Genomic DNA, 24980 nt, shown 5'->3' with positions numbered 1-24980 from the left:
GTTGATCACACTGATAACCATCAGTATACGAACGGCAAAAACCAATCCGGTGGATAGCTTGCAAGATGAGTGATCTCTCGTTTACGCTGTTGTCGAAATAAGATCGAAATTCAAATATTTACCCATTAATTTGAAATGTTTATCGAAACTGAATAATGTTATTTTTTCTTCAATGACCTGTTGCAAGATAATTAAATCTGGTATACCGACTTTGTTTATGCCATTTTGAAAATTCATCAATTGATATTTCCTTATCGCTTCCCAATCTATCAAAAGCGGAATTCGTTCCAAGGCTAACAGCCCTTCCAATACGTCGTATCTCTGCCGATGTGCCAATACCGGCTGCAATTCTGTTAATATCAGATCATTTGTACAGGCAAAATCTTCTTCCAACAATCGATCGATAACAGGGACATCACCTACATTGAAATACTGAATCCAAGCCGAGCTATCAATTAACACTTTATATCTTGACATCTCCCCTTCCCCGAAGTGTATCTAAATCAATGTTCAAATCTAACGTACCTTTCAAGGCAATCAACCGTTGTCTTTTGATCCTCGCGATATAGCTTTCCAACACCTCTTTGATCAATTGATTCTTAGTCTTCGCATTTGTTAAAGCCATTGCCTCTTCCAACAAATCATCTGGAATATCTAATGTGGTTCTCATCATTATTTATGCTCAAGTACATCATTATTCATGCCAATATAAGAAAAATATATAATTCCTAAAACCGATAATGCCTCTTATAGCTCATATTACCCATGCCGTAACCACATCGCTATAATTCAGCGTCACATCGCTACCAATATAGGATACCCGAAATTCGTATTGTTCCAACATATCGAGACCCCTCAATGCTAAGGTAGACTTGGTATGCAGCGTTGATTCCCAAGCTTCCGTTCCTTTTTTTCGATATTCATACCGATAAAGCCTTGCCGGTCGCCAAGAATTGACGCGTAAACGGATGATCCCGGAACCAACCTGTATATGCTCTACACGAAGGTTTTCCGGTTTCGGTGTACGCCCTAAAGAAACGTGACTGGACCGTGAAGGACGAAATCCTGCTGCCACGATAACAGCCTCGTCGCCAGCCGAAACGCCCTCGACATAGTGCGCTAAACGGCGAATAACATCTTGAAGTTTTTCGCCGTGCTGTGCCTTTAAGATGACAGCACGCTTATCCCGAAAAGTAGCTTCTGCATACGCCTCCCGGTAAGCACTCAAATTTGTCTCCAAGGTGGTTAAATCCGGAACCGGATCGACAAATAGATCCGCATTCTCCGTCATCTTTAAAAAAATCTGTTCTGCATAGACCAACAATTGCGTTGCATCCTTGCTTGTAAATACTGGTTTTGCCATGTTGTTATTTGTTAAATATTCGTTTCGCAGACAGCAGACTTATATCTGCTATCTTATTCCATGACAAAGATGTGCTGTAAAAACAAACAAAAGGTGCGTATTCTCGCCAATTTCGGGGGTACCCCAAAAAAGTTTTTGGCGAAAATATACACCTTTACAGTACATATCCCTTCAATTTCTATCATCAAAATCAGCCATTTTGGCATCGTGAACGCAGTTTTCAGCAAAAACAACCTTGAAAAACAGCAAAAACAGACCTGCATGCAAGATAAGTGTACCCCCATACCCCACGCTATCAATTACCGGCACAGCAGCCCCCCTTGCCCCGCTTCTAGAACAATCTGTTGACGTCTTTAAAAAAATAGCTTGAATACCTCCGATATCTGTTTGGGCTTACCTCCTGCGCACAGGCATCCTAAAAATCCCGAAGTACAACCCTGTTGTGTTTGAAAACCTCGTTATCCCACTTACAAGTACGCCCAAAACAAAGGCATACTTGTTATCCATATACGCGATCATCTTCTTTATATCGGCAAGTGAATAGGACAAGGCCATGATCACCGCTGCTCCAATTGCTACACGTTGATGTTCGGCCCCATGCAGGCGCCTTATATTAGCACACAGCCAGGTTCTGTTTAGGGGCGAGATGATGAAGAGGGCCATTCCATTTGGTTACGCCGATACCGCGATACCAACAAATAATAGCTTAATCTATTTGCGCAAAATAAACAACAAAAAAATATAATATAAATTTGCTATTAAACAGGAAATATTGCATATTTGACAATGAAACAACTAGCTTCATTGTATGACAACTAAGTTTAGTTATAGAAATATCATCAAGTCGCCGGTTTAACAGCAGCCGGTCTAAGCATTTAATCCTATATGCGTACATAAGCGTATAATAGCAAGTAGAAAACCAGTTAGAGACATATAGGATTCCAAAACATTTTATTCGATTCCAGTACACGTATAATATCGTGTGTTTGATTTGTATTTTAAGCAATGGTTTGCCATGGAATCGATTTGTTCTTTAACATATTGGTGTTTTTTGCACGATTCGTAGTTTATTTTAAAAGGTATACACAACGTTATTACTAATCATTAGATGTTACAGATTCCACTTTTGAAATGCTTCGTAGCCATTACAAGCAGGTCAACAGAAACCGATATTTTCAATAAAATATTAAAATAAACCAAGCAATCGGATATTATATTAAACAACAACGAGGCTCCTTGTGGCGCCGTAGGGTGAGGGCAATTTGCCACTCACTAAATACCTTTTCTTAACTCGGGTATAGTGGTGAATCTCGGCAAACAGTTTTTTAAGCGTATACACAGCAAGTGTGAATCGCCCCTTGATTATTCTCAGCTGTAATTATCACAATTTGAAAGGGATACACAACCAAAAATTTAATTTCGCCAGCCGACTAGGCGGTGTAACTAAATACGATTGTAAAAGGTATACACAATCTCATGGCATATTATGTTGTTCACCAAGAAAGTGTTATAGGCTACTATTTGAAAGGTATACACAACCGACCCGAAAGTGAAAATAGGCAGGTCGAAGTTTTTCAACGATTGATATTACGAAAGGTATATACAACCTCCACCGACCTCTAAATGCGTTTAGTCCATTTTTGAAAGAAACGTTACGCATTAAAAGCTACAGGGCCGAAACTAACATTTTCAATAAAATATTAAAAAACAAACCAGATCATTCGATTTGATCTTAAACAACAACGAGGCTCCTTGTGGCGCCATAGGGTGAGGGCGAAATAGCCACTCACTAAATACCTTTTCTTAACTCAAGAATGGTGGTTAATCTCCGTAAACAGCTTTTTTAAACGCATACACAACACTATTACAAAAATATTATAGTTGCCACCGAGGTGTTACTAACCGCAACTTGGAAGGTATACACGACTGAAAACCGTTTTACCGTATTCCTTTCAGGTGCCAAAGATCAGATTTTAAGGTTTACACAACCGCAAAGGGGAAACCTATACTTTTTTCTGGTTGTTACAGACCACATATTGACAGATATACAAAGCAATATAAGCCAGTTTCGAACAAAAAAACACCAATACGCATCGACACATAAAAACAGCCTACGCAGTCCCGCCTGAAAACGACTAGTGTACGACCACCCGGACTGCGGAAAGCTGTTATACGATAGATTACTAATCAACAACATAACGATGCATAAACCAAACAAATTAAACACAACAGGACGACATTTGGCCATGTTACAAAACGGTCAGGAGAAGGGATTAGCTTTCTTTTACAAAAAATATTACGGCTATCTCATTTTTCGCACCGAAAAAGCCACGAAAGACGAATGTACTGCAGAAAGCATTGCGCAAGAAGCATTCCTCCGGTTATGGTTGTTTCGGGAAAACCTTCAATCGGAAGAAGAACTCTTCCAGTTTCTGAAAACACAAATCAAATCGGCCGTTCGTGCCTTTTATAGTAAAACCAGAAATCGCTTTCACCGCAGCCTCCTCAGGCTCGACGGTATCGAAGACTATCAAGAGTTCTTGTTGGGCTACGAATTGGAGGACGAGGAGGAAGAGGATATCGTCTATCTTGAACAGCTAGAAGAAGAAAAAAAAGAGAAACTACAAAAGATCGAAAACCTTCTACCGCATCTGCGAAAAGAACAACAGCTCTTTCTGCAACTCTGCCTGAAATATAGCTTTAATTACGAGCGCATCGCCTATTATCTTGGCGGCATCTCGGATTATGAAGTAAGCCTCCAGGTCGAAAAAACCATTGAAACATTACGCCAAATTTTCCAGAGTGCGGAAAAAATAGAACAACTAATCCGTTCTTCCAAGTATGTCGTCCAAGGAGAAATCAATGAACAGCAGGAAGAAATATTCCGCATGCGTTACGATTTACAATTTTCCTTCGATCAGATTGCAGAAGCCTTGAATTTAAACGCCGCTGTCGTAAAAAAGCTCTTTATAGAAGCACATGCAAAAATAAAGCAAGCCAAAAAAACAGCATAAACGACAAAAATATGGCTACAGATACCATCATCTTAACACGAAAAGTACAGATCTTTATTGATTGCGACGACAAAGAGAAACGCATCGCATATTTCAAACAGCTTTTTACCTGGCAGAATCTCGTGTATCGTGGGTCCAACCTGGTATTGACCCACCAATACATACAGGAAAACATAAAAGATCTGCTCTATTTAAAGGAAGACATCAAAGTTAAACTGGCCGATAACGATAAAGATCCCGAAGGAATATTGAACACATCCCGTATGAATACAACCTACAAAGTGTTGTCTCGCTATTTTAAAGGAGAGATACCTTCCGATATCCTATCCAACATAAATATGTCGCTTATCAAAACGTTCAATACCGACCGGTCGGCATACTGGAAAGGGGAAAAATCGCTACGTAACTTCAAAAAGACGATGCCCATTCCTTTTTCGGGCAAACAGGTCAAACTAAGTAACGATGAAAAAGGAAAGAACTTCAAATTTACATTGTTCAAAATTCCGTTCCGTACTTACCTCGGCAAAGACCGATCGGACAAACGCGTTCTTTTGCAACGCGCACTCGCCGGTCAGATAAAGATCTGTGCTAGTTCACTGCAAATTGTGAAAGGCAAATTATTCCTACTACTTGCACTTGAACTTCCCAAGAAAGTTCATGATCTTAAAGAACACGTTATCGCAGAAGCAGCGCTTTCCGTAGAACATCCCATTACGCTTCAAATCAACAAAGAGCAATTTCAAATCGGGAATAAAGAAGAATTCCTTTACCGACGATTGGCTATTCAGTCAGCACGCCACCGGATACAAAAGGCTGCTGCTTTCAACAAAGGGGGAAAAGGGCGAAAGAAAAAACTAAAAAGCCTAAAACAATTCAATAAAAAAGAAATGAGCTATGTGGATAGTCGACTACACCTTTATAGTCGTCGTCTCATAGACATTTGCGTGAAATCACAGGCAGGAACCTTACTCTTGGTCAATCAGACTAATAAAGAAGAAGTCGCAAAGGAAGATGAGTTCCTACTACGGAATTGGAGTTATTATGGCTTGGTCGAGAAAATTAAGTATAAAGCAGAAATGGCCGGAATCAATCTCATCGTGGAATAGTATCGAGATTATTTCCTATCTTGTGAATGGTGGACGGATAAATCACGGCGATATATCAGTTCCATTGGTCTAATATGAACCTGCTTATGATAAGAACAAACACACCAAAAACGTTGTGCCAGCTATTGTTGGTGACATTATTGCTATTTACTACCGGATGTAAAAAAGAGCGTTCCCCGCAAGAAAGTCTATCTGCGGAAAATACATTAACAACTTTCAGTTTCAAAAAAGAGAAAAATTCGTCGCTGCTTCTGGATATCCAAGGTGAAATCGTCGGCGATAGCGTATTTCTACATACCTTAATGGGAACGAGCATCACCAGCCTGATCCCGGAATTCACCCACAACGGGGAACTGCTGACCGTAAACGGAACGGTACAACAAAGTGGTATTAGCCCACAGGATTTCTCAAAGCATGTCAGCTACCGGATAGAAGCCGAAAACGGCGATGTACACACCTATCACGTCAAAGTTACCGACACGGGGTTCCCGACGGTACATATCTCGACGGATGATGTGCCTATCGTTAGCAAAGAGGATTATGTGGACGGCCATATAACGATTACGACCGGTCTTCTGGGGGACGTCCTTTACGAAGGTGGTACCGAGATTCGGGGCAGAGGAAATTCGACCTGGGGAATGCCTAAAAAACCGTACCGAATCAAACTGACGGATAAAGCCGGATTGTTGGGCATGCCGGCAGATAAAAGCTGGGCGTTGATCGCCAATTACGGAGACCAATCTTTGCTACGCAACGATATCGCTTTTGAATTGAGCCGCCGACTGGAATTGGCTTATACCCCTAGGCAACAGTATGTTGAATTATTTCTGAACGGTGAATACCAGGGCAACTACACGCTAACCGAACATATCAAAGAAAGTAAAGACCGTATCCAAATTGACGAAGATAACGGTGGTTTCATCCTCGAACAAGATGGATATGCCTATCAGGAGCCGGTATTCTTCACCACACCTCGGGATGTACCCATAACCGTTAAATTTCCCGATGAAGATGATATCACCGATGATGAACTTAATTACATAACAAATCACTATACTGCGTTTGAAAACCGTCTGTTTAGCGAAAATTTTAGTGACCCTAATGAGGGCTATCAACCATATTTTGATTTGCCAAGTTTTGTCAATTATTATCTCGTTAACGAAATTTGCGGCAACACCGATATGGTATGGAGCATGCGAATGTTCAAAAAAAGCGATGAAGACCAAAAAATTTACACCGGTCCGGTTTGGGATTTTGATTTAGCTTTCAATAACGATAGACGTATTGGTCAAGCGGATGCTATCCGAAAATTAATGTTGACCAATGCACATGCTCCCCGCCAATGGATGGACCGTATCGCACAAGACCCAGCGTTTAAAAAAATGGTACGTGAACGATGGAACGCTTCGAAAGAAACACAAATAAAAACAATCACGGCATACCTTGATAAGCAGGCTGAACGCCTGGTTCATAGCCAATTGTTTAATTTTAATCGCTGGAATGTTTTAGGTCAAAATATTAACCAAAGCTGGTATGTAGGCACTACACATGCAAATTATGTCGATTTTGTCCGCAATTACCTCACGGAACGCATTACTTGGTTGGATGACGTATTTAATGGAAGTCAATTTGATTAGTATAGTGGACGATGATATACGATCGATTGCGGTTATTTATTTCATCAACAGAGATGATGTCAGTTCGGCAAGGCCACGAAAAAGCCGCGCAATTGGAATTGGATAAAGCTATTTTCTTTAAGTTTGTTGAGCATGATAACAGAAAACAAGATGGAATACAACTTTGACGAATTAATCGATCGAACAAATAGCGGAAGCGTGAAATGGTCCAAACCCGACGTACTCCCCATGTGGGTGGCAGACATGGATTTCAAAACGGTTCCCGAAGTGACGGAAGCCTTGACCAAGCGGGCATCGCACGGTGTGTTTGGCTACGCGGCAACACCCCCTTCTTTTTATGACGCAATTGCGAACTGGTGGAAGAAAAGACACGCACTGCAGGTGGAAAAAGACTGGATCGTCGCGACACCCGGTGTCATGCCGGCACTCGCAGCAGCAGTAGAGGCGCTAACATCTGAAGGTGACAAAATTATTGTACAGCCTCCCGTATACAATCACTTCTTCATCACCGTTAAACAGAGTCATTGTGAACTCGTGGAGAATAACCTCTTGTACGACAACGGAAATTATCAAATTGATTTTGAAGACCTGGAACAAAAAGCGGCTGATCCTGCTGTAAAGCTATTATTATTCAGTAATCCGCATAATCCTGCCGGTCGGGTATGGACCAAAGAGGAGCTACAACGGCTTGGCAAAATATGTATCCACCATAACGTTGTCGTTCTGTCGGATGAAATCCATTCGGATTTAGTGCATGACGATTTTACACATGTCCCTTTTGCGTCTTTAGGAGAAGCTTATGCGAAAACATCCATTACTTTTTCCTCCCCCTCCAAAACATTCAATTTAGCAGGTCTACAAGTTGCCTATTTCTTTACCGAAAACGCATCTTTCCGTAGTGGGATAAAGGCAATATTAACAAAATGGGAAATGACCATGCTCAATATATTTGCCATCGACAGCCTGATCATAGCCTATGAAAAAGGAGAATACTGGCTAGCACATCTGAAGAAATACATATATGAAAATTACCAGTATCTAACAGAATTTTGTCGTTCGCATCTACCCGATCTTCCCATTGTTCCCCTACAAGCTACTTATTTAGTGTGGCTCGATTGTAGCGCGTTAGGGATGCCTTCTTCGGTCATCATAGACAGATTGCTGAAACACGAACAATTATGGCTGCAGCCCGGTATCAAATTTGGACAGGCAGGCGATCATTTCCTCCGTATCAATATCGCTTGCCCGCGGTTACTACTGGAAGAAGGCCTGCAGCGGCTAGAACGAGAATATAAACGGATACGAACTGCATAATTCGTGATGTTACTTCTGTTCGGCATTGAACAACTACTGTCCGATATCGGACAGCTTCGACATCCCCAAAACAACACAACAAACTAATTATCAATATTTTAATTTTATGGCGCAGCTATTGTCTTGATAGAAAACAGATATGACGAATCCAAGATGATCAAAAATTATTTTAGAATTGCTTTCCGTAACCTGACAAAGAACCGAATGTTCACCATGCTCAATATTGTTGGACTTTCATTCGGACTTGTTGGCTTTATATTTATCACGACCTATGTATTTGATGAGCTCAGTTATGATCGCTTCCATACCCAGGCGGATCGTATTTTTCGTCTAAATACACATATCCATATCGGTGAAAGCAAAATGGATATGGCGCTTACAAGCGATGTAATAGGCCCTATACTTCAAAACGAGTATACGGAAGTGGAAGACTTCACCCGGTTATATACATCCGCTGGCGCAAAACTGATCAGAAAAGCAGATAAATGGATAAATGAGGCGAACGTTGCCCATGCTGATTCCTCATTTTTCCGCATATTTTCCTACCAAGCTCTCCATGGTCATCTTGACCATGCCTTGATGGAGCCAAATAGTGTTGTATTGAGCCGCTCTGCAGCTGAACGTTATTTTAATACAACAGATGTTGTTGGAAAGACATTGGAGACCAACGACGCCGGAAACACCGTTTATCAGATCACGGCAGTAATCGAAGATATGCCTAGAAACGGTCATTTCAATTATGACCTTCTGTTTGCTATGGAAAACGCCCCTTACCGGAATTGGGGTGAGCTCCTCTCCCATAACTTCACGACTTACATCTTATTGAGAAACGCAACCGACCGCTCCCTGCTGGAAACTCATCTCGAAGAGTATGTTCACAAACACGGTCTTCCAGCAGCCAAACAATTCATGGATGTCACGGATATAGAAACATTCAGACAAGACGGAAACGCATTCCATTACGATGTCATTCCCATCACCGACATCCATCTGCGTTCCAATCTGAGGGGAGAACTTCGTCCTAACAGCAGTTTCCAATATGTTTACATTTTCAGCGCTATTTCGTTGTTTATTTTGCTTATAGCCTGTGTCAATTTCATAAACCTGTCTACGGCGCGGTCGGCCAACCGAGCAAAAGAAGTTGGTGTACAAAAAATATTGGGTGCTTCGCGAAGAAGCGTAGCTGGTCAATTTCTGGCAGAGTCGTTGTTATTAGCTCTCGCAGGGATTATTCTCGCCATTGGACTTGTTGCATGGAGCGTACCATTATTTAACGAACTATCCGGCAAGGAGTTTAAAATAAACGATATCATCAATTTCAAATCACTTCCGCTATTTGCACTTCTTTTATTATTCGTTGGGTTGATCGCCGGTTACTATCCAGCTGTTTATTTATCCGCATTTAATCCATTACAAGTATTGAAATCACATACCGTGATTTCCTCTGGAAAGAGCGTTTTCCGAAGTGGTTTAGTGGTTTTTCAATTTACCATATCGATTGTGCTGATTGTCGGCACATTCATCGTGACCGCACAACTGCGATATATCCAGCATAAAAAACTAGGGTACGAGCGGGAAAACATTCTTTTAATTAATGATTACCACGCGCTGGGAAATCAGACGAAAGCCTTTCGGGACGAGATTTTAACTCTTCCGGATGTCAAAACAGGTACTATCAGCGGTTTTCTCCCGGTTTCTAATTCGAGTCGAAGCGACAACCCCTTTGCTCGAGAAACCGTTATGACGCCGACCAATACGGTACAACTACAAACATGGCATATCGATGAACAATATATCCCTACGTTAAATTTGGAGCTGGTATCGGGACGTAACTTCTCTGTCGCCCGACGGGCTGATTCTACGGCAGTTATTTTAAACGAAACCGCTGTTAAGCATTTTGGTTTAGGAGAAGATCCTATTGGTCAACAAATACATTTCCAATTTGGTGATGGTATGGAATCATATCACGTCATTGGTGTGATCAAAGACTTTAACTTTGAATCTCTCCGCGATCCGGTTACACCATTGGGCTTTTTCTTAGGTTATAGTCCTTCACAGGCAGCATTTAAAATAGAAACCAGCGACCTTCCGCTGTTACTCAGCCGTATAGAAAACAAGTGGAACAAGCTAGCCCCTGGATTTACATTCGATTATCGGTTTATGGATGAAGCCTTTGATAGTATGTACAAATCGGAGCGTCGTATGAGCAGGCTAAGCCTAACATTCGCGGCCATGGCCACCGGTATTGCCTGTTTAGGGCTGTTTGGACTTGCAGCATTTATGGCAGAGCAACGCAGTAAGGAAATCGGTATCCGAAAAGTACTCGGTTCATCCGTTACGGGAATAGTCGCCATGCTTTGCAAGGATTTCGTAAAATTAGTTTTTATTGCGATTATTATCGCTGTTCCCATTGCATGGTGGGCAATGAACAAATGGCTGGAAGATTTCACCTATCGGATAGATGCATCATGGTGGATATTTATATTGACGGGCATGATAGCCGTTATCATTGCGCTATTTACGGTCAGCACCCAAGCGATACGTGCGGCTCGCGCTAATCCCGTCGATAGTTTAAGAAACGAATAAAGAATAAAACAAAAATGATCAAATTAGAACATATTTTCAAATGGTACAACGTAGGCGGTACACGCTCTTTTGTACTGAAAGATATCAATCTGGAAATCGAACAGGGCGATTTTATTTCCATCATGGGGCCATCGGGTTCGGGAAAATCGACACTTTTGAATATTATAGGTTTACTCGATGAACCAAACGAAGGACATTACTATTTTATGGACGAAGACGTATTGGCTTTAAAACCGAAGAAGCGAACAACGTTATTCCAATCGCACATGGGCTACGTTTTCCAGTCTTATCACTTGATAGATGAACTAACGGTATACGAAAATATCGAAACACCGTTAATTTACAAAAATGTATCTGGCAAGGAGCGAAAAGCCATCGTGGGTGATATGCTGGATCGTTTCGGAATTGTCGGAAAGAAAGATTTATTTCCGGCACAATTATCCGGCGGACAGCAACAGATCGTGGGTATCGCCCGCGCGTTAGCTGCTGCACCCAAATTGTTGCTGGCAGACGAACCGACAGGTAATCTCAATTCTAAACAGGGCGAGGAGATCATGGCGCTTTTCAAACAACTCAACGAAGAGGGTATGACGATTATACAGGTCACGCATTCAGAAAAAAATGCGGAATATGGGAAACGGATTGTTAATTTGCTTGATGGGCAAGTGAAGTGATGTTTTCTTTTTTTCTTGATAAAAAAAGAAACAAAACCGAACGAAGTGAGCTCATGGATACCAAAAGAAACACGAATTCATAAAAATCAAGGCTGAATATGGTTTTGCTATTTTTATTTGTCTATTCCTAAACAAAATAAAACTCGCTACGCTCCTTTATTTTGTTTTTTACGGAATAGCCTGCACAAAAATGGTCACAAAACAATATAAGGCCGTTTTAGCTCCGCACAACCGCTAAACAATATTGATCGCTTTCATTTACGCATTTGCACAATCTCCAATTAACCCTAAATGTCGCATCCAAATGTTTTACGATTGTACAAACTCATTGTTAGCACCATCCCCAATGTAAAACATTTGAAGCGACGAGTTTTTTTCTATCTTTTTTTGCGGAAAAAAAAGATTAAAGAAAACCCGTATATTAGTATGGATGAATGAGCAGGAGTTAAAAGCCTTGATTTCGCTGCTGGATGATCCAGATGCGGAAATCTACCAAGCGTTGGAAGACAAGCTAATCACGTGCGGTCCGGAAGTGATTCCGTTATTGGAAGAATCTTGGGAACAGTCCTTCGATGTGCTTTTGCAAGAACGTGTGGAACAGATCATTCACAAGATACAATTCAACCAAGTAAAAAATGACCTTCAATTGTGGAAGCTGAGTAACCAAGAGGATCTGTTGGAAGGTCTGCTTATCGTAAACCGCTACCAATATCCCAATTTAGGTGAAGATGAAGTTTATGGGAGGCTAGCGGAATTACGTCGCAATGCTTGGTACCATTTGATGTATGATATGAGCCCGATTGAAAAGGTAAAGCTATTGAACAATATCCTCTTCCGGGAATTTGGCTTATCCGGTAATACGTCCGATTTTCATGCACCACAAAACTCCTTTATCAACAAGGTACTGGAATCCAAAAAAGGAAATCCTATTTCACTGGCTTGCATTTATAGTATCGTTGCGCAACGATTGGACATACCTATTTATGGCGTTAATCTTCCGAAGCATTTTGTGTTGGCCTACATGAACGAAGAAAAACCCGACGAAGTCCTTTTTTACATTAATGTGTTTAATCGCGGACAGATTATGCGGGAAGTGGATATTGTTGCTTTCCTGCAACAATTAAATCTACCACCGGCAGATGATTACATTAAACCATGTAGTAATTTGGAGATTATCAAACGTATCCTACGCAATCTGATTGCTGCTTATGAATACGTGGACAATCATGAAAAGCGTGAGGAAGTTCAATTATTGATGAACCTCATTGACCCAGCGTAGAATCATCCCGGGCATCCAGCGCCAACCCAACAGGGGTTACGCCATATCCTAATTTGGAAGTATCGATCACATCTTCTGGCTCCACGTTGCCCTCGTCTGTATACCTAAACCGCGAGACCTTTTTTGCTGCGCGGTCAGCCACATATAAATACACACCGCTCGCCCGTGTATCAATCGCGACATCAACAGGAGAGATTAAACCCGTATTAGATCCCGTAATCACACGTGATGGCCGGATGAGATCCGAATTGCCGTTTATCGAATTGGAGAAGTTATCAAATAGGAGAATTCGTCCGCTTCCTACCGTTGTTCCATCACCCATTTCGGCAATAGCCAAGACGTTCTTAATCGTATCGTAAGATAATCCACGGAGATTAGTCGAGGCATCTTCAATTCGGAATGTACGGGTAGGATTTAACGTCGCAACGGAATCACTCGCCCTTACAGATATTGTTGTCAAATTCTGGAACATATACAGCCCCGCCGGTGCACTAATTTTAGCGGTAAAAAGTCGATCGTTTTGATAAGCTGCGCCCCACATATCGAGGTCCGGATTGACTAATTTTTTATAAGGTTGCTTCTGGTTCCCTGTATTACTGGGATTATCGACCACATATATCCCTGCGTTTGCACCAGCGCCATTAACAACCAGAAGAGATCGTGTAGCAGCGTGGTACACAAAACCCCTCACCTTGTTGTAGTATCTGCTACGAATACCGTTTCCGGCGTTGTTCAGCAATCCTGTCTGTTGCACACTAACCGCAGCAATGACCGTATCAAGCCCGTTACTGTTTTCTTCGCTATTAACACTCGCCTGAAAAACAGTTTTCACATAAGGATTGAAATAAATTGGCCCACCACCCTGTACTTGGGATAGGTGGCTTTCTCGAAAAGTAAAAACAGAAGAATCCGCCGGCTGAATGACACGAATAGTCGTATCGGCTCGTTCATCCGTTGTACCGTATTCTTCAAAGGAGACATACAGACGGGAAATTTGCCTAATTTCTAGTCCCGGTCCTACGTCCTCCTCCTCACAGGCAACAAATCCGATAACGAGTGCGAAGAACATACATGCACCATATAGAAGTGGGCTTTTAGACATATCAAACGTAATAGTTACAAAAATATAAAATATCTATCAATCATTCCAACTCATGTTCCCGCGTGTCCAACGTGATACTGACCGGCGTTCGGCCGTCTTTGAAATCGGAGGTATTGATCACTTTATCAGGTTCGACATCTCCGTTATCGGTGTATTTAAAACGTGATATTTTTCGCGCTGAACGATCAGCAACATATAAATATACGCCTGTCTGCCGTGTATCGATAACGACGTCGACGGGTGCTATTAAACCTGTATTAGCCCCCGTAATCACACGTGTCGGTGTAATCGTTCCTTCTTCTTTTGCTAAATCAGAAAAATTCTCAAATATAAGGATGCGGCCATTTCCCGAATTTCCATCGCCCATCTGCGCAACGGCCATGACGTTTTTGACCGTATCGTAGAATAATCCCCGCAAATTATTTGTCGCCCCCTCAATGGATAATATACGAGTAGCGTCAAGACTGCCGATGGAATCACGCTCGCTGACTTCTGCATTGGCAATACCTTCAAAAACATAAATCCCACCGGGTGAACTTGTTTTAGACGTAAAAAGCTGCTCATTTTGATAGGCTGCTCCCCACATGGCTAAGCTACTATTTCTTAATTTCTTAACGGGCTGTTTCTCCCGGTTTGCATATCTTGGGCGTTCCATGACGTATACACCAGCATCTGGTCCTGCACCATTAACAACATAGAGTACATTCGTACGCGCGTGATATACCATTCCTCTTACACTATTATAATAGCGGCTTTTTGGCAGACCGGCATTGTTCAATGAACCCGATGAGCCCATATTAAGTACGGCAATGGCGGTATCATTTGATCCGGCACGGTTAACGCTGGCTTGAAAGATGGCATTCATTTGACTTTCATAATAGATTGGTCCTCCTCCCCATACTTGCGATACGTGCCTACCATTAAAAGCAAAAACCGAGGAATCTGCGGGGTAAATAACACGAATATTGGTGTCAGGCGGGTTCTTGCCAACCGTATGTTCTTCAAAAGAAACATACAAACGGGTAAACTTTCTCATCTCCAAATTCGGCTCTGCATCGTCTCGTTCGCAGGCATAAAATCCAAGAATAAGCGCCAGCATGGCGAACACATAATATATAGGGGAGATTTTAGACATAAAAATTATTGTATCATGCGTTACAAAAGTAAAAAATAAACGTGTATATCGGCAAACCTGCGACAACCGTTAACGAACTTTTGTAAAATCTAGCAGTTTTCCGTAAAATTGCATCATATTTTAAATGCACGGTTATCATGGACAACAAGGAGTTTAAACGCGAGAAGCTAAATTTGCCGAATGGCGGCAAGAAACTATTATTGCACTCTTGCTGTGCCCCTTGCTCCGGTGAGGTTATGGAAGCCCTGATTGCTTCCGACATCGACTTTACGATTTATTTCTACAATCCGAATATCCATCCGCGTAAAGAATATGATTTGCGCAAGGAAGAAAACATCCGTTTTGCAGAAAAGCACGGCATTCCTTTTGTTGATGCAGATTACGATGTAGACCATTGGTTCGAGTTGGCAAAAGGCATGGAAGATGAACCGGAACGTGGTATACGTTGTACGATGTGTTTCGATATGCGGTTTGAAAAAACAGCCGAATACGCTGCGGAGCATGGATTTGACGTTATATCGAGCTCGTTAGGCATTTCCCGGTGGAAAACCATGGAACAAATCAATGATTGCGGATTACGGGCAGCTTCCCGACATCCAGAAATGGAATATTGGACACTCAATTGGCGGAAAAAGGGGGGATCGGCGCGCATGCTGGAAATCAGCAAACGCGAAAAATTCTATATGCAAGAGTATTGTGGTTGTGCTTATTCATTGCGCGATACCAATCGCTGGCGTATGGCTAATGGTAGAGAGAAAATAGAACTGGGTAAATATTATTACGGCGAGGACGAACAATAATTTGCAAAAAGTTTCCTTTTTACTGAAATAATAATTAATTTTGCACGCTCGAATGCAGATTGTGAAACATCTAAAATATTATAGAATTCCTTTTTCAGGGTTAACAACTGGAAAGCACAATTTCGAGTTTGATATTGATGATAAGTTCTTTGATTGTTATGAACACTCGCTGGTAAAGAAGGGGCAACTCAAAGCAGATGTAGAGTTACAGAAGCAGGAAAACATGCTGATTGTAAACTTTCATGTGCATGGCACCATTCAATTGACATGTGATGTTTGTTTAACAGCCTTTGATGCTGCACAGGACTTCCAAGAGCGATTACTTGTCAAGTTTACAAATGACGACTGGAATCAGGAAACCGAAGATGTACTGGTATTATCCAAAACGGATTACGAATTGGATATTGCTGGATTGCTTTATGAATACATCAATGTTCGCGTTCCTTATTACAATAAATGTTCAGAGCAGGGCATAAATGCAAGCTGCGATCCGGAAATGCTAGCAAAATTGAGCGATTCGCCGGATTTGGAAACAGACAAAGAGACAGAAGAAAAAACAGACCCACGTTGGGATATATTAAAGAAAATTAAAAATAACTAAAACAGAAATACGAGATGGCACATCCAAAACGTAAAACTTCTAAATCAAGAAGGGACAAAAGAAGAACACATTATAAGGCTGAAAGACCTACGTTAACTGTATGCAAAGAAACAGGTGCAGTACATACACCTCACCGTGCATATACAGTAGATGGTAATTTATATTACAACGGAAAATTGATTATTGAAAACACCGCTGCTGTCTAACGAGATCATTCAACGAAATTAAACATCCCAAATAGGTGTAAAATTCAATTTTTATACTTTAATTTGGGATGTTTTTGCGTATTATTGATGATAAATAATAACGAATGAAGATTGGTTTAGACGTTTTAGGCGGGGATTACGCCCCCGACTCCACCATAAATGGAGCTATTGAAGCCCAAAAAGTACTACAGGAGGGACAACGTCTTGTTCTTATAGGCGATCAACAAGACACCATCGAACGGTTAAAGCACGCTGGAGCGGATCCCGACAAATTTGATTACATACATGCTCCCGAAAACATAAGCATGCATGAACATCCTACCAAGGCCATTACCCAAAAACCTAACTCTAGCATTGCTAAAGGATTTGAATTGCTGAAGAATGGCGAAATCGACTCTTTTGCTTCTGCTGGCAACACGGGAGCGATGCTTGTTGGAGCCGTATTTAGTGTCAAGGCAATTCCGGGCGTTCTTCGCCCAGCTATTGCAACGAATGTTCCTAAGATTAAAAGTGGTTATGGCATTTTATTGGATGTAGGCGCGAATGCGGACTGCAAGCCCGAAATGCTATCACAATTTGCGACCTTGGGAAGCTTATATATGCAATATATTTATGGCGTAGAAACGCCCAAAGTCGGCTTGCTAAACATTGGTGAAGAAGAAGAAAAGGGAAACAATTTAACCATATCAACCTACCCCCTGCTCCAACAGAATAAAAAGATAAATTTTATTGGCAATACCGAAGGCCGCGATCTTTTTACAGACGCTGCAGACGTGTATGTTTGTGATGGGTTTACGGGTAATGTGGTATTGAAACTCGCCGAATCTTTTTATGTAGTGACCTTAAAAAAGGGAATGAAGGATGATTTTTTTGATAGATTCAATTATGAGCGTTATGGTGGAAGTCCTATTTTAGGCGTGAATGCACCGGTTATTATCGGGCACGGCATTTCGACTCCTGAAGCTATTAAAAATATGGTTTTATTATCAAAAGACATGATTGAGTCGCAAATCATCGATAAAATCAGGTCTGCTTTCAATTAATTTATATATGTCAAAAATACATGCTGCAATTACTGCAGTAAACGGATACGTTCCTGACTACGTCCTAACAAATCAGGAACTGGAAACGATGGTTGACACCAACGATGAGTGGATTGTAACACGGACAGGAATTAAAGAGCGGAGAATCCTTAAAGGAGAAGGTAAGGCTACATCGGACTTGGCTGTTCCAGCCGTTAAAGGTTTATTGGAAAAGCGTGGTATTTCCGCGGACGAAATTGAATTGATCATCTTCTGTACCAGTACGCCGGATATGCTGTTTCCGGCAACAGCAAATATTTTAGCGGATAAAATTGGTGCTAAGAAAGCTTGGGGGTACGATCTCCAAGCAGCATGTTCTGGTTTTCTATTTGGTTTGACTACTGCAGCTCAATTTATAGAATCGGGTAAACACAAAAAGGTCCTGGTGGTAGGTGCCGATAAAATGTCATCTGTCGTTAATTACGAAGATCGTAATACCTGTATTTTATTTGGTGACGGCTGTGGATGTGTATTGTTGGAACCAAATGATGAGGACAACGGAATTATCGATGCGGTTTTGAAAACTGATGGTTCAGGAGGCCCATATTTAAATATAAAAGGTGGAGGTTCTTTAAATCCGGCAACCCATCAAACTGTAGACGCTGGTCTTCACTATGCTTATCAAGAAGGACGTACCGTATTTAAATTTGCCGTCACCAATATGGCCGATGTGGCTGTAGAAGTAATGGAAAAAAACCATTTGACATCAGAAGACGTGGATTGGCTTGTACCGCATCAAGCAAACAAACGCATAATCGATGCTACTGCGGAACGTGCCGGACTTTCCGAAGATAAAGTTATGGTCAATATCCATAAATACGGAAATACAACCAGTGGTACGATTCCACTTTGCCTTTGGGAGTGGGAGAACCAGTTAAAAAAAGGAGATAACTTAATATTAGCAGCTTTTGGTGGTGGTTTTACCTGGGGAGCGGTTTATCTCAAATGGGCTTATACAAAAGCATAAAAATATTATTTAACTTTGTCCCAGTTATGCGTTAGCCTTAAATCTGGGGTGAAAATTTATCGTAAGAAATTTATACACAAGAAACAAACCTACTAGAAATATGAGTATGGATATTAAACAGATTCAAGACCTGATCAAATTTGTTGCTAAATCAGGTGTGAACGAAGTCGCTATCGAAGAAAAAGACTTTAAAATTACTATAAAAACAACTCAGGAGCCGACTTATGTTACGGCGACCGTTCCAAATCCAGTAGCACTTCCGCCACAACCTGTTGCATCAGCTACACCGGTGGCACCGGCCAATCCAACACCAGTAGCACCAGCATCGAACGCACCCGCGGCCGAGTCTCCAAACCTCATCACCGTAAAGTCACCTATGATCGGTACCTTTTACCGTGCTTCTGGCCCGGATAAACCCCTATTTGTAAATGTAGGTGACGATATCGCACCGGGTAAAATATTATGTATTGTGGAGGCTATGAAGCTTTTTAATGAAATTGAATCAGAGGTTTCGGGTAAGATTGTAAAAATCTTGGTAAATGACGCAGAACCTGTAGAATTCGATCAACCCCTATTCTTAGTTGATCCATCATAAGGAGATTACAAAAAATGTTCAAAAAAATATTAATAGCAAATAGAGGGGAGATTGCGCTTCGTATCATTCGTACTTGTCGCGAAATGGGTATTAAAAGTGTTGCTGTTTATTCTACGGCAGACCGCGATAGCTTACATGTACGTTTCGCAGACGAGGCTGTTTGTATCGGACCTCCTGCAAGTAAAGATTCTTATCTAAGTATTCCCAATATCATTTCGGCAGCCGAATTAACAAATGCGGATGCCATCCATCCTGGATATGGTTTTTTATCCGAAAACGCGAAATTTTCCGCCATCTGTGCCGAATATGGGATTAAATTCATTGGCGCCACAGCTGAACAAATAGAGAAAATGGGTGACAAAGCCTCGGCGAAAGAAACCATGAAACAAGCAGGCGTACCCACAGTCCCCGGTTCTGATGGTTTAGTTCCAGATGTAAAAACAGGTATTAAACTGGCCAATGAAATTGGTTATCCTGTTATCTTAAAAGCTACTGCTGGTGGAGGTGGACGTGGAATGCGTATTGTGTGGAATGACGGAGAGTTTGAACCCGCATGGGATTCTGCCCGTCAAGAAGCCGGAGCAGCATTCGGCAACGATGGAATCTACCTAGAAAAATTTGTAGAAGATCCCCGTCACATCGAAATACAGGTGATTGGAGATCAATATGGTAAGGTTTGTCATTTATCAGAACGTGATTGTTCGATACAGCGACGTCATCAAAAACTGGTAGAAGAAGCGCCTTCTCCATTTATTACCCCAGAACTTCGCGAAAAAATGGGAGAAGCTGCCATCAAAGGTGCACAGGCTGTAAATTACGAAGGAGCGGGTACGATCGAATTTTTGGTCGATAAACACCGTAACTTCTATTTCATGGAGATGAATACGCGTATTCAGGTCGAACACCCTGTTACAGAAGAGGTCATCAATTTTGATCTTATCAAAGAACAGATTAAGGTAGCTGCGGGTATTCCGATTTCTGGAAAAAGTTACGAACCAACCGGACACGCCATTGAATGTCGTATTAACGCGGAAGATCCCTTCAACAATTTCCGTCCGTCACCAGGTAGAATTACAAATTTTCATTCGCCAGGTGGACATGGGGTTCGCGTAGATACACATGTATATGCGGGATATACCATCCCTCCGAATTACGACTCGATGATCGCCAAATTAATTTGTGTTGCACAAACACGTGAAGAAGCTATCAATACCATGGAGCGCGCATTGCGTGAGTTTGTGATCGAGGGCGTAAAAACAACGATTCCGCTTCACATACGTTTAATGCGTGACCCAAACTTTAGAGCGGGCAATTTTACAACAAAATTCATGGAAACATTTGACCTCACGGAATATCCGGACGAAGAGGTTGAATAAAATTTCCTTTACATACAGTTAAAATACCATTCTTCTAAATAAGAATGGTATTTTTGTTTTGTTTCAGAAACAACATTAGGATGTCAACATCAAACGATTTAATTAAAGCTATAAAACAAAAAGGAAAGAACCTCGAAGGAGAAATGTCATTCTTTGAACACTTGGAAGTGCTTAGATGGCATATTATACGTTCAGTTATCGCTATTGCGGTATTTGCTATCCTTTCCTTCACCTTTTACGATTTCGTCTTCAATCAGATTATTATGGGGCCGAAAAACCTCGACTTCTGGACCTATCGGATGATGTGTAAAGTGGGCGATTTGCTCAATTTGGATGGTTTTTGTGTAGAAAAAATCCCTTTTAATATCATCAATACGGAGATGGCAGGGCAGTTTATGTTGCAGATCAATTCGTGTTTATTGATGGCTGTTGCACTGGGCTTTCCTTATTTACTCTTCGAAATCTGGCTCTTTATAAAGCCTGCTCTAACAGAAGTAGAAAAGAGTTCTGCACGTGGGTTTGTTTTTTACGCGACCGTACTATTTGTTATCGGCGCATTATTTGGTTATTATATTGTCGTTCCGCTCTCCGTCAATTTCTTGGCTAATGTATCTTTAAGCGAAGAAATCACCAATCAAATTACGATTGACTCTTACTTGTCGCTTATAGCTACATTAACATTAGGTTGCGGCGTTGTATTTTTGCTACCTATCGTGATATTTATATTATCTAAACTGGGTTTGATGACTCCAGCCTTTATGCGGGCAAGCAGACGATATGCTGTCGTCATTATTTTAATCATTGCTGCTATCATCACGCCAACAGCCGATGTAATCACCTTATTGACTGTCAGTGCCCCTATGTTTCTGCTTTATGAGTTGAGTATCATGGTGTCTGCAAATGTCCATAAGCGAAAACTAGAAAAAGAAAAGGAATTTTATAATCAGAAATAAAAAAAGATCATGTCTAAAAAAATTGCAATAGGAAGTGACCATGCCGGATTTGAATATAAAACGGCTGTACTTGCGTTTCTTCAAGATGAAGGTTACACGGTAGAAGATTTTGGTCCGGCAACAGCCGACTCCGTAGATTATCCTGATTTTGCACACCCGGTAGCTACGAGTATCGAAAACGGTCAAAACGAATTGGGGATATTAGTCTGTGGGAGTGCCAATGGCGTAGCTATTACAGCCAATAAACATCAAGGTATTCGGGCTGCTATTGCATGGCAAAACGAAATATCAGCCTTAGCAAGGCAACATAATAATGCGAATATCGTATGCATTCCTGCTCGCTTTATCGACATCGAACTGGCGAAAAAAATTGTAAAAACATTTTTGACCACCGATTTTGAAGGAGGCCGACACGGCACACGTGTAAATAAGATCGCCTGTACATAGTGTGAGGTGAAATAGTAAATGCTAGCAGTCAGGGATCGACGGGATGCTAGATAGAGATTTAATATGCGTTATGATTAAAAATTGGATTACAGCTTTTTTGCTCGTTCCGGTACTCCATAGCTGTGTCGTAGCACAACGACAAGATTCGGTACAAGTAAAATATGCGGATCTCCTGACAGTGGAAACCGCACGCGAGCATTTGACATTATTGGCATCACCATCGTTTGAAGGGCGTGGCACGGGTCAACAAGGCGGTGAAAAAACGGCACACTACCTTGCCGAACAGTTTGCTTCTTACGGCTTAAAAGCACCGGTAGATGGGAGCTATTTCCAGCCTGTAGACCTGGCAAAGATTTCCTATCAAGTACAACAGTTCATGATAAATGGAACGGCTTATGAAAATGGCCTAGATTTCTTCGTACAGGGTGATCATAAAAAAAACACTTATTACGCGGATGATATCATATTTGTTGGGTATGGCATTCAAGACAAAAAACATAATGATCTGGCTAATCTGGACATCCGGGATAAGGTGGTTTTGGTGATCAATGAAGGAGAACCAAAAGATGCAAACGGCCATTCCATCGTTACAGGCAGCACGAAAATGTCGGAATGGGCCAGTAGCCGATTTAAACGAGTGCAGGAGCTTCTCAAAAAAAATCCAAAAATGATTTTGGCAACGGGTGATTATGTTGATCAAAACATGGAAAGGTTCGGAAAACGTTTAGTTAGTGGGCGATTCTCTTTGGATGATGGAAATGATGACGTCTCGGGTACATTCAAACCACCAGTGGTCAATATTTCTCCAAAATTAGCAAATGAGATACTTGCCAAGCGTAAAACCAGCCTTGAACAGCAGAAAAGCAATCCTGCTACGTTCTCTATTCCGATAAAATTAGAGGCCGAAATGGGTGTTACGAAAGAGAAGTTGACAGATCCCAATGTACTTGGCTTATTAGAAGGCTCAGACTTAAAAAATGAGATTGTTGTCATCGTCGGGCATTATGACCATGATGGTATCCTACCGGATGGCACATTTTTTCCCGGGGCAGACGATAACGGTTCAGGTACAGTCGGCGTATTGGAGCTTGCCCGTACTTTTACAGAAGCGAAGAAAGACGGTAAAGGACCTCGCAGAAGTTTATTGTTTATTGGTTTAGCTGCCGAAGAAAAGGGACTGCTAGGCTCGAAGTTCTATGTCGAAAACCCTATCTTTCCGCTTGAAAATACAGTTGCCTGTATCAATATGGATATGATTGGACGTATAGATGATAAGCATTTGAACGGAAACCACAATTATATCCACGCCATCGGACTGGATAAATTGAGCTCTACATTAAAGCAAATAACAGAAACTGCAAACAATACCTATACGCAAATGGAATTGGATTATATGTATGACGATCCTAAAGACCCAATGCGTTTATATTATCGTTCTGATCATTACAATTTTGCTGAAAAGGGTATTCCGTCCGCATTCTTTTTTTCGGGGTTGCACCCACATTACCACACGCCAGAAGATACGGTTGACAAAATAGACTTTCCGATGATGGTAAAACGGGAGAAATTGGTATTCCACGTGACTTGGGAAATTGCCAATCGTGATAAGCGGTTATCCGTTGATTCTAATAAAGAGTAAGGGGAAAAACAAACAGATATGGAATATAGAAACTTAGGTAACAGTGATCTGCAAGTATCTGCCATTACATTCGGCGCTTGGGCAGCCGGTGGATGGATGTGGGGCTCAACAGATAGAAAAGAAGCGGTAGAAGCAATTCAGGCTTCTTATGATGTAGGCGTAACATCCATCGATACCGCTCCTATATACGGACAGGGAACAAGCGAGGAGATCGTCGGTGAAGCTGTACGGAAGATTTCGCGTGATAAAGTACAGCTCTTGACAAAATTTGGTATGCGGTGGGATCTGAATTCCGCAAAAGGCGATTTCGCCATGCATACGAAAGATAACAATGGTAAAGCATTAGATGTCTACAGATATGCTGGAAAAGAAAGTGTCATATATGAGTGTGAGCAGAGCTTGAAACGTTTAAGAACGGACTATATTGATTTATATCAAATTCATTGGCCGGATTCCACTACACTTATTTCGGAAACTTTTGAAGCGGTCTCTCGATTAATAGAACAGGGAAAGGTACGTTACGCAGGTGTGTGCAATTACTCCAGCGCACAAATCGCAGAAGCGGAACAAACATTAAATATCGTTTCCAACCAGGTTGCTTTCAGTATGGTTAACCGAGGCATTGAAGCGGAAACAGTGCCATATTGTATAAAACAAAACAAATCGATTTTAGCATATAGCCCACTTCAACGTGGCCTGTTAACCGGTAAAATTCATTCGAGCTATACTTTTCAGGAAGGCGATCACCGCGCGTCTTCGCCTCATTTTCAACCTGACTTTATCGAGAAAACAAATGTGCTATTAGATAAGATAAAACCTATTGCAGACAGCAAAAATGCATCTTTAGGGCAATTGGTGCTAAGATGGACGATTGAACGCCCTGGTATCACCATCGCATTAGCGGGAGCCCGCAATGCACAGCAGGCTATCCAAAATGCGCAGAGTATAGATATTCAATTGACAACGGAAGAAATCGAAACGATAAATCAATTGGTAGAAGGTTTTTAAAGCTCCAATACCGTTAAAAAACGTCTCATAGCCAAACTATGAGACGTTTTTTTATTATTTCTTGCAATTTCAATTTCTTCTTTTATATTTGCAGTG

At 41.4% G+C, this 24980-nt stretch carries 23 protein-coding genes; 18 read left to right on the top strand and 5 right to left on the bottom strand.

The genetic code is table 11. From position 1 onward, the window contains the following. Positions 1-81 precede the first annotated feature (81 nt). The 3 genes from H8B06_RS15035 to H8B06_RS15025 all read right to left on the bottom strand — a co-directional run bounded on the left by H8B06_RS15035 (position 82) and on the right by H8B06_RS15025 (position 1363). Positions 82-477, bottom strand: a complete 396-nt coding sequence (locus tag H8B06_RS15035) for a PIN domain-containing protein (protein WP_190995068.1) — start codon at positions 475-477, stop codon at positions 82-84. Further along, on the bottom strand, positions 464-673 hold the full coding sequence (locus H8B06_RS15030) for a type II toxin-antitoxin system VapB family antitoxin (protein ID WP_223857698.1): 210 nt from the start codon (positions 671-673) through the stop codon (positions 464-466). The genes H8B06_RS15035 and H8B06_RS15030 overlap by 14 nt, the downstream gene beginning before the upstream one ends. Before the next feature lie 81 nt (positions 674-754). Further along, positions 755-1363: a fibronectin type III domain-containing protein gene (locus H8B06_RS15025; protein WP_190995067.1), complete on the bottom strand. Its 609-nt coding sequence runs from the start codon at positions 1361-1363 to the stop codon at positions 755-757. Between the two features lie 2201 nt (positions 1364-3564). Between H8B06_RS15025 and H8B06_RS15020 the strand changes: the two genes are divergently transcribed. The 7 genes from H8B06_RS15020 to H8B06_RS14990 all read left to right on the top strand — a co-directional run bounded on the left by H8B06_RS15020 (position 3565) and on the right by H8B06_RS14990 (position 12973). Next, positions 3565-4377 carry an RNA polymerase sigma factor gene (locus tag H8B06_RS15020; protein WP_190995066.1) on the top strand — a complete coding sequence of 271 codons (813 nt, stop codon included), beginning with the start codon at positions 3565-3567 and terminating at the stop codon, positions 4375-4377. Positions 4378-4388: 11 nt separating this feature from the next. Further along, positions 4389-5483, top strand: coding sequence for a hypothetical protein (locus H8B06_RS15015; RefSeq protein ID WP_190995065.1), 1095 nt, complete (start codon positions 4389-4391; stop codon positions 5481-5483). Between the two features lie 86 nt (positions 5484-5569). Further along, a complete protein-coding gene (locus H8B06_RS15010) occupies positions 5570-7120 on the top strand; it encodes a CotH kinase family protein (RefSeq protein ID WP_190995064.1) in 1551 nt (516 codons plus the stop codon). A gap of 132 nt (positions 7121-7252) precedes the next feature. Continuing rightward, positions 7253-8434 (top strand): MalY/PatB family protein, encoded by a 1182-nt coding sequence (locus H8B06_RS15005; RefSeq protein ID WP_223857697.1) that lies wholly within the window; start codon positions 7253-7255, stop codon positions 8432-8434. A gap of 153 nt (positions 8435-8587) precedes the next feature. Further along, positions 8588-11020, top strand: coding sequence for an ABC transporter permease (locus H8B06_RS15000; RefSeq protein WP_190995063.1), 2433 nt, complete (start codon positions 8588-8590; stop codon positions 11018-11020). Between the two features lie 14 nt (positions 11021-11034). After that, positions 11035-11694 (top strand): ABC transporter ATP-binding protein, encoded by a 660-nt coding sequence (locus H8B06_RS14995; RefSeq protein ID WP_190995062.1) that lies wholly within the window; start codon positions 11035-11037, stop codon positions 11692-11694. 430 nt (positions 11695-12124) lie between these two features. After that, positions 12125-12973: a transglutaminase-like domain-containing protein gene (locus H8B06_RS14990; RefSeq protein WP_190995061.1), complete on the top strand. Its 849-nt coding sequence runs from the start codon at positions 12125-12127 to the stop codon at positions 12971-12973. Here the strand turns inward: H8B06_RS14990 and H8B06_RS14985 are convergent. Further along, entirely contained in the window at positions 12957-14075 is a 1119-nt protein-coding gene (locus H8B06_RS14985) for a hypothetical protein (RefSeq protein WP_190995060.1), read from the bottom strand. The genes H8B06_RS14990 and H8B06_RS14985 overlap by 17 nt on opposite strands. A 40-nt stretch (positions 14076-14115) precedes the next feature. Next, entirely contained in the window at positions 14116-15210 is a 1095-nt protein-coding gene (locus H8B06_RS14980; protein WP_190995059.1) for a hypothetical protein, read from the bottom strand. 137 nt (positions 15211-15347) lie between these two features. On the opposite strand from H8B06_RS14980, the gene H8B06_RS14975 reads away from it, so the two are divergent. The 11 genes from H8B06_RS14975 (at position 15348) to H8B06_RS14925 (ending at position 24884) form a co-directional block, all read left to right on the top strand. Then, positions 15348-16010, top strand: coding sequence for an epoxyqueuosine reductase QueH (locus tag H8B06_RS14975; RefSeq protein WP_190995058.1), 663 nt, complete (start codon positions 15348-15350; stop codon positions 16008-16010). A gap of 52 nt (positions 16011-16062) precedes the next feature. Beyond that, a complete protein-coding gene (locus H8B06_RS14970; RefSeq protein WP_223857696.1) occupies positions 16063-16611 on the top strand; it encodes a YceD family protein in 549 nt (182 codons plus the stop codon). Positions 16612-16625: 14 nt separating this feature from the next. Beyond that, the gene (rpmF, locus tag H8B06_RS14965; protein ID WP_071790457.1) at positions 16626-16817 is read left to right on the top strand and encodes a 50S ribosomal protein L32; all 192 of its coding nucleotides are present in this window, start codon (positions 16626-16628) and stop codon (positions 16815-16817) included. A gap of 104 nt (positions 16818-16921) precedes the next feature. Then, positions 16922-17860, top strand: coding sequence for a phosphate acyltransferase PlsX (plsX, locus tag H8B06_RS14960; RefSeq protein ID WP_130143214.1), 939 nt, complete (start codon positions 16922-16924; stop codon positions 17858-17860). A 7-nt stretch (positions 17861-17867) separates the two neighbouring features. Further along, positions 17868-18866, top strand: a complete 999-nt coding sequence (locus tag H8B06_RS14955) for a beta-ketoacyl-ACP synthase III (RefSeq protein WP_190995056.1) — start codon at positions 17868-17870, stop codon at positions 18864-18866. Between the two features lie 100 nt (positions 18867-18966). Continuing rightward, positions 18967-19461 carry an acetyl-CoA carboxylase biotin carboxyl carrier protein gene (accB, locus tag H8B06_RS14950; protein ID WP_190995055.1) on the top strand — a complete coding sequence of 165 codons (495 nt, stop codon included), beginning with the start codon at positions 18967-18969 and terminating at the stop codon, positions 19459-19461. A 14-nt stretch (positions 19462-19475) separates the two neighbouring features. After that, positions 19476-20837 (top strand): acetyl-CoA carboxylase biotin carboxylase subunit, encoded by a 1362-nt coding sequence (gene accC, locus H8B06_RS14945; RefSeq protein ID WP_190995054.1) that lies wholly within the window; start codon positions 19476-19478, stop codon positions 20835-20837. A gap of 80 nt (positions 20838-20917) precedes the next feature. After that, positions 20918-21790 (top strand): twin-arginine translocase subunit TatC, encoded by an 873-nt coding sequence (gene tatC, locus H8B06_RS14940; RefSeq protein ID WP_190995053.1) that lies wholly within the window; start codon positions 20918-20920, stop codon positions 21788-21790. 9 nt (positions 21791-21799) lie between these two features. Beyond that, positions 21800-22237 (top strand): ribose 5-phosphate isomerase B, encoded by a 438-nt coding sequence (gene rpiB, locus H8B06_RS14935; RefSeq protein WP_130143219.1) that lies wholly within the window; start codon positions 21800-21802, stop codon positions 22235-22237. A gap of 70 nt (positions 22238-22307) precedes the next feature. Then, positions 22308-23876: a M28 family peptidase gene (locus H8B06_RS14930; protein WP_190995052.1), complete on the top strand. Its 1569-nt coding sequence runs from the start codon at positions 22308-22310 to the stop codon at positions 23874-23876. An 18-nt stretch (positions 23877-23894) separates the two neighbouring features. Beyond that, positions 23895-24884 carry an aldo/keto reductase gene (locus tag H8B06_RS14925; protein ID WP_190995051.1) on the top strand — a complete coding sequence of 330 codons (990 nt, stop codon included), beginning with the start codon at positions 23895-23897 and terminating at the stop codon, positions 24882-24884. Positions 24885-24980: the final 96 nt, after the last annotated feature.

The organism is Sphingobacterium micropteri, from assembly GCF_014692515.1.
Classification (GTDB): domain Bacteria; phylum Bacteroidota; class Bacteroidia; order Sphingobacteriales; family Sphingobacteriaceae; genus Sphingobacterium; species Sphingobacterium micropteri.
This window is presented reverse-complemented; position numbering and strand designations above follow the sequence as displayed.

Coding starts and splice junctions, on each gene's coding strand:
- H8B06_RS15035 (WP_190995068.1), bottom strand. CDS start 477: ATGTCAAGATATAAAGTGTTAATTGATAGCTCGGCTTGGATTCAGTAT.
- H8B06_RS15030 (WP_223857698.1), bottom strand. CDS start 673: ATGATGAGAACCACATTAGATATTCCAGATGATTTGTTGGAAGAGGCA.
- H8B06_RS15025 (WP_190995067.1), bottom strand. CDS start 1,363: ATGGCAAAACCAGTATTTACAAGCAAGGATGCAACGCAATTGTTGGTC.
- H8B06_RS15020 (WP_190995066.1), top strand. CDS start 3,565: ATGCATAAACCAAACAAATTAAACACAACAGGACGACATTTGGCCATG.
- H8B06_RS15015 (WP_190995065.1), top strand. CDS start 4,389: ATGGCTACAGATACCATCATCTTAACACGAAAAGTACAGATCTTTATT.
- H8B06_RS15010 (WP_190995064.1), top strand. CDS start 5,570: ATGATAAGAACAAACACACCAAAAACGTTGTGCCAGCTATTGTTGGTG.
- H8B06_RS15005 (WP_223857697.1), top strand. CDS start 7,253: ATGATAACAGAAAACAAGATGGAATACAACTTTGACGAATTAATCGAT.
- H8B06_RS15000 (WP_190995063.1), top strand. CDS start 8,588: ATGATCAAAAATTATTTTAGAATTGCTTTCCGTAACCTGACAAAGAAC.
- H8B06_RS14995 (WP_190995062.1), top strand. CDS start 11,035: ATGATCAAATTAGAACATATTTTCAAATGGTACAACGTAGGCGGTACA.
- H8B06_RS14990 (WP_190995061.1), top strand. CDS start 12,125: ATGAATGAGCAGGAGTTAAAAGCCTTGATTTCGCTGCTGGATGATCCA.
- H8B06_RS14985 (WP_190995060.1), bottom strand. CDS start 14,075: ATGTCTAAAAGCCCACTTCTATATGGTGCATGTATGTTCTTCGCACTC.
- H8B06_RS14980 (WP_190995059.1), bottom strand. CDS start 15,210: ATGTCTAAAATCTCCCCTATATATTATGTGTTCGCCATGCTGGCGCTT.
- H8B06_RS14975 (WP_190995058.1), top strand. CDS start 15,348: ATGGACAACAAGGAGTTTAAACGCGAGAAGCTAAATTTGCCGAATGGC.
- H8B06_RS14970 (WP_223857696.1), top strand. CDS start 16,063: ATGCAGATTGTGAAACATCTAAAATATTATAGAATTCCTTTTTCAGGG.
- rpmF (WP_071790457.1), top strand. CDS start 16,626: ATGGCACATCCAAAACGTAAAACTTCTAAATCAAGAAGGGACAAAAGA.
- plsX (WP_130143214.1), top strand. CDS start 16,922: ATGAAGATTGGTTTAGACGTTTTAGGCGGGGATTACGCCCCCGACTCC.
- H8B06_RS14955 (WP_190995056.1), top strand. CDS start 17,868: ATGTCAAAAATACATGCTGCAATTACTGCAGTAAACGGATACGTTCCT.
- accB (WP_190995055.1), top strand. CDS start 18,967: ATGAGTATGGATATTAAACAGATTCAAGACCTGATCAAATTTGTTGCT.
- accC (WP_190995054.1), top strand. CDS start 19,476: ATGTTCAAAAAAATATTAATAGCAAATAGAGGGGAGATTGCGCTTCGT.
- tatC (WP_190995053.1), top strand. CDS start 20,918: ATGTCAACATCAAACGATTTAATTAAAGCTATAAAACAAAAAGGAAAG.
- rpiB (WP_130143219.1), top strand. CDS start 21,800: ATGTCTAAAAAAATTGCAATAGGAAGTGACCATGCCGGATTTGAATAT.
- H8B06_RS14930 (WP_190995052.1), top strand. CDS start 22,308: ATGATTAAAAATTGGATTACAGCTTTTTTGCTCGTTCCGGTACTCCAT.
- H8B06_RS14925 (WP_190995051.1), top strand. CDS start 23,895: ATGGAATATAGAAACTTAGGTAACAGTGATCTGCAAGTATCTGCCATT.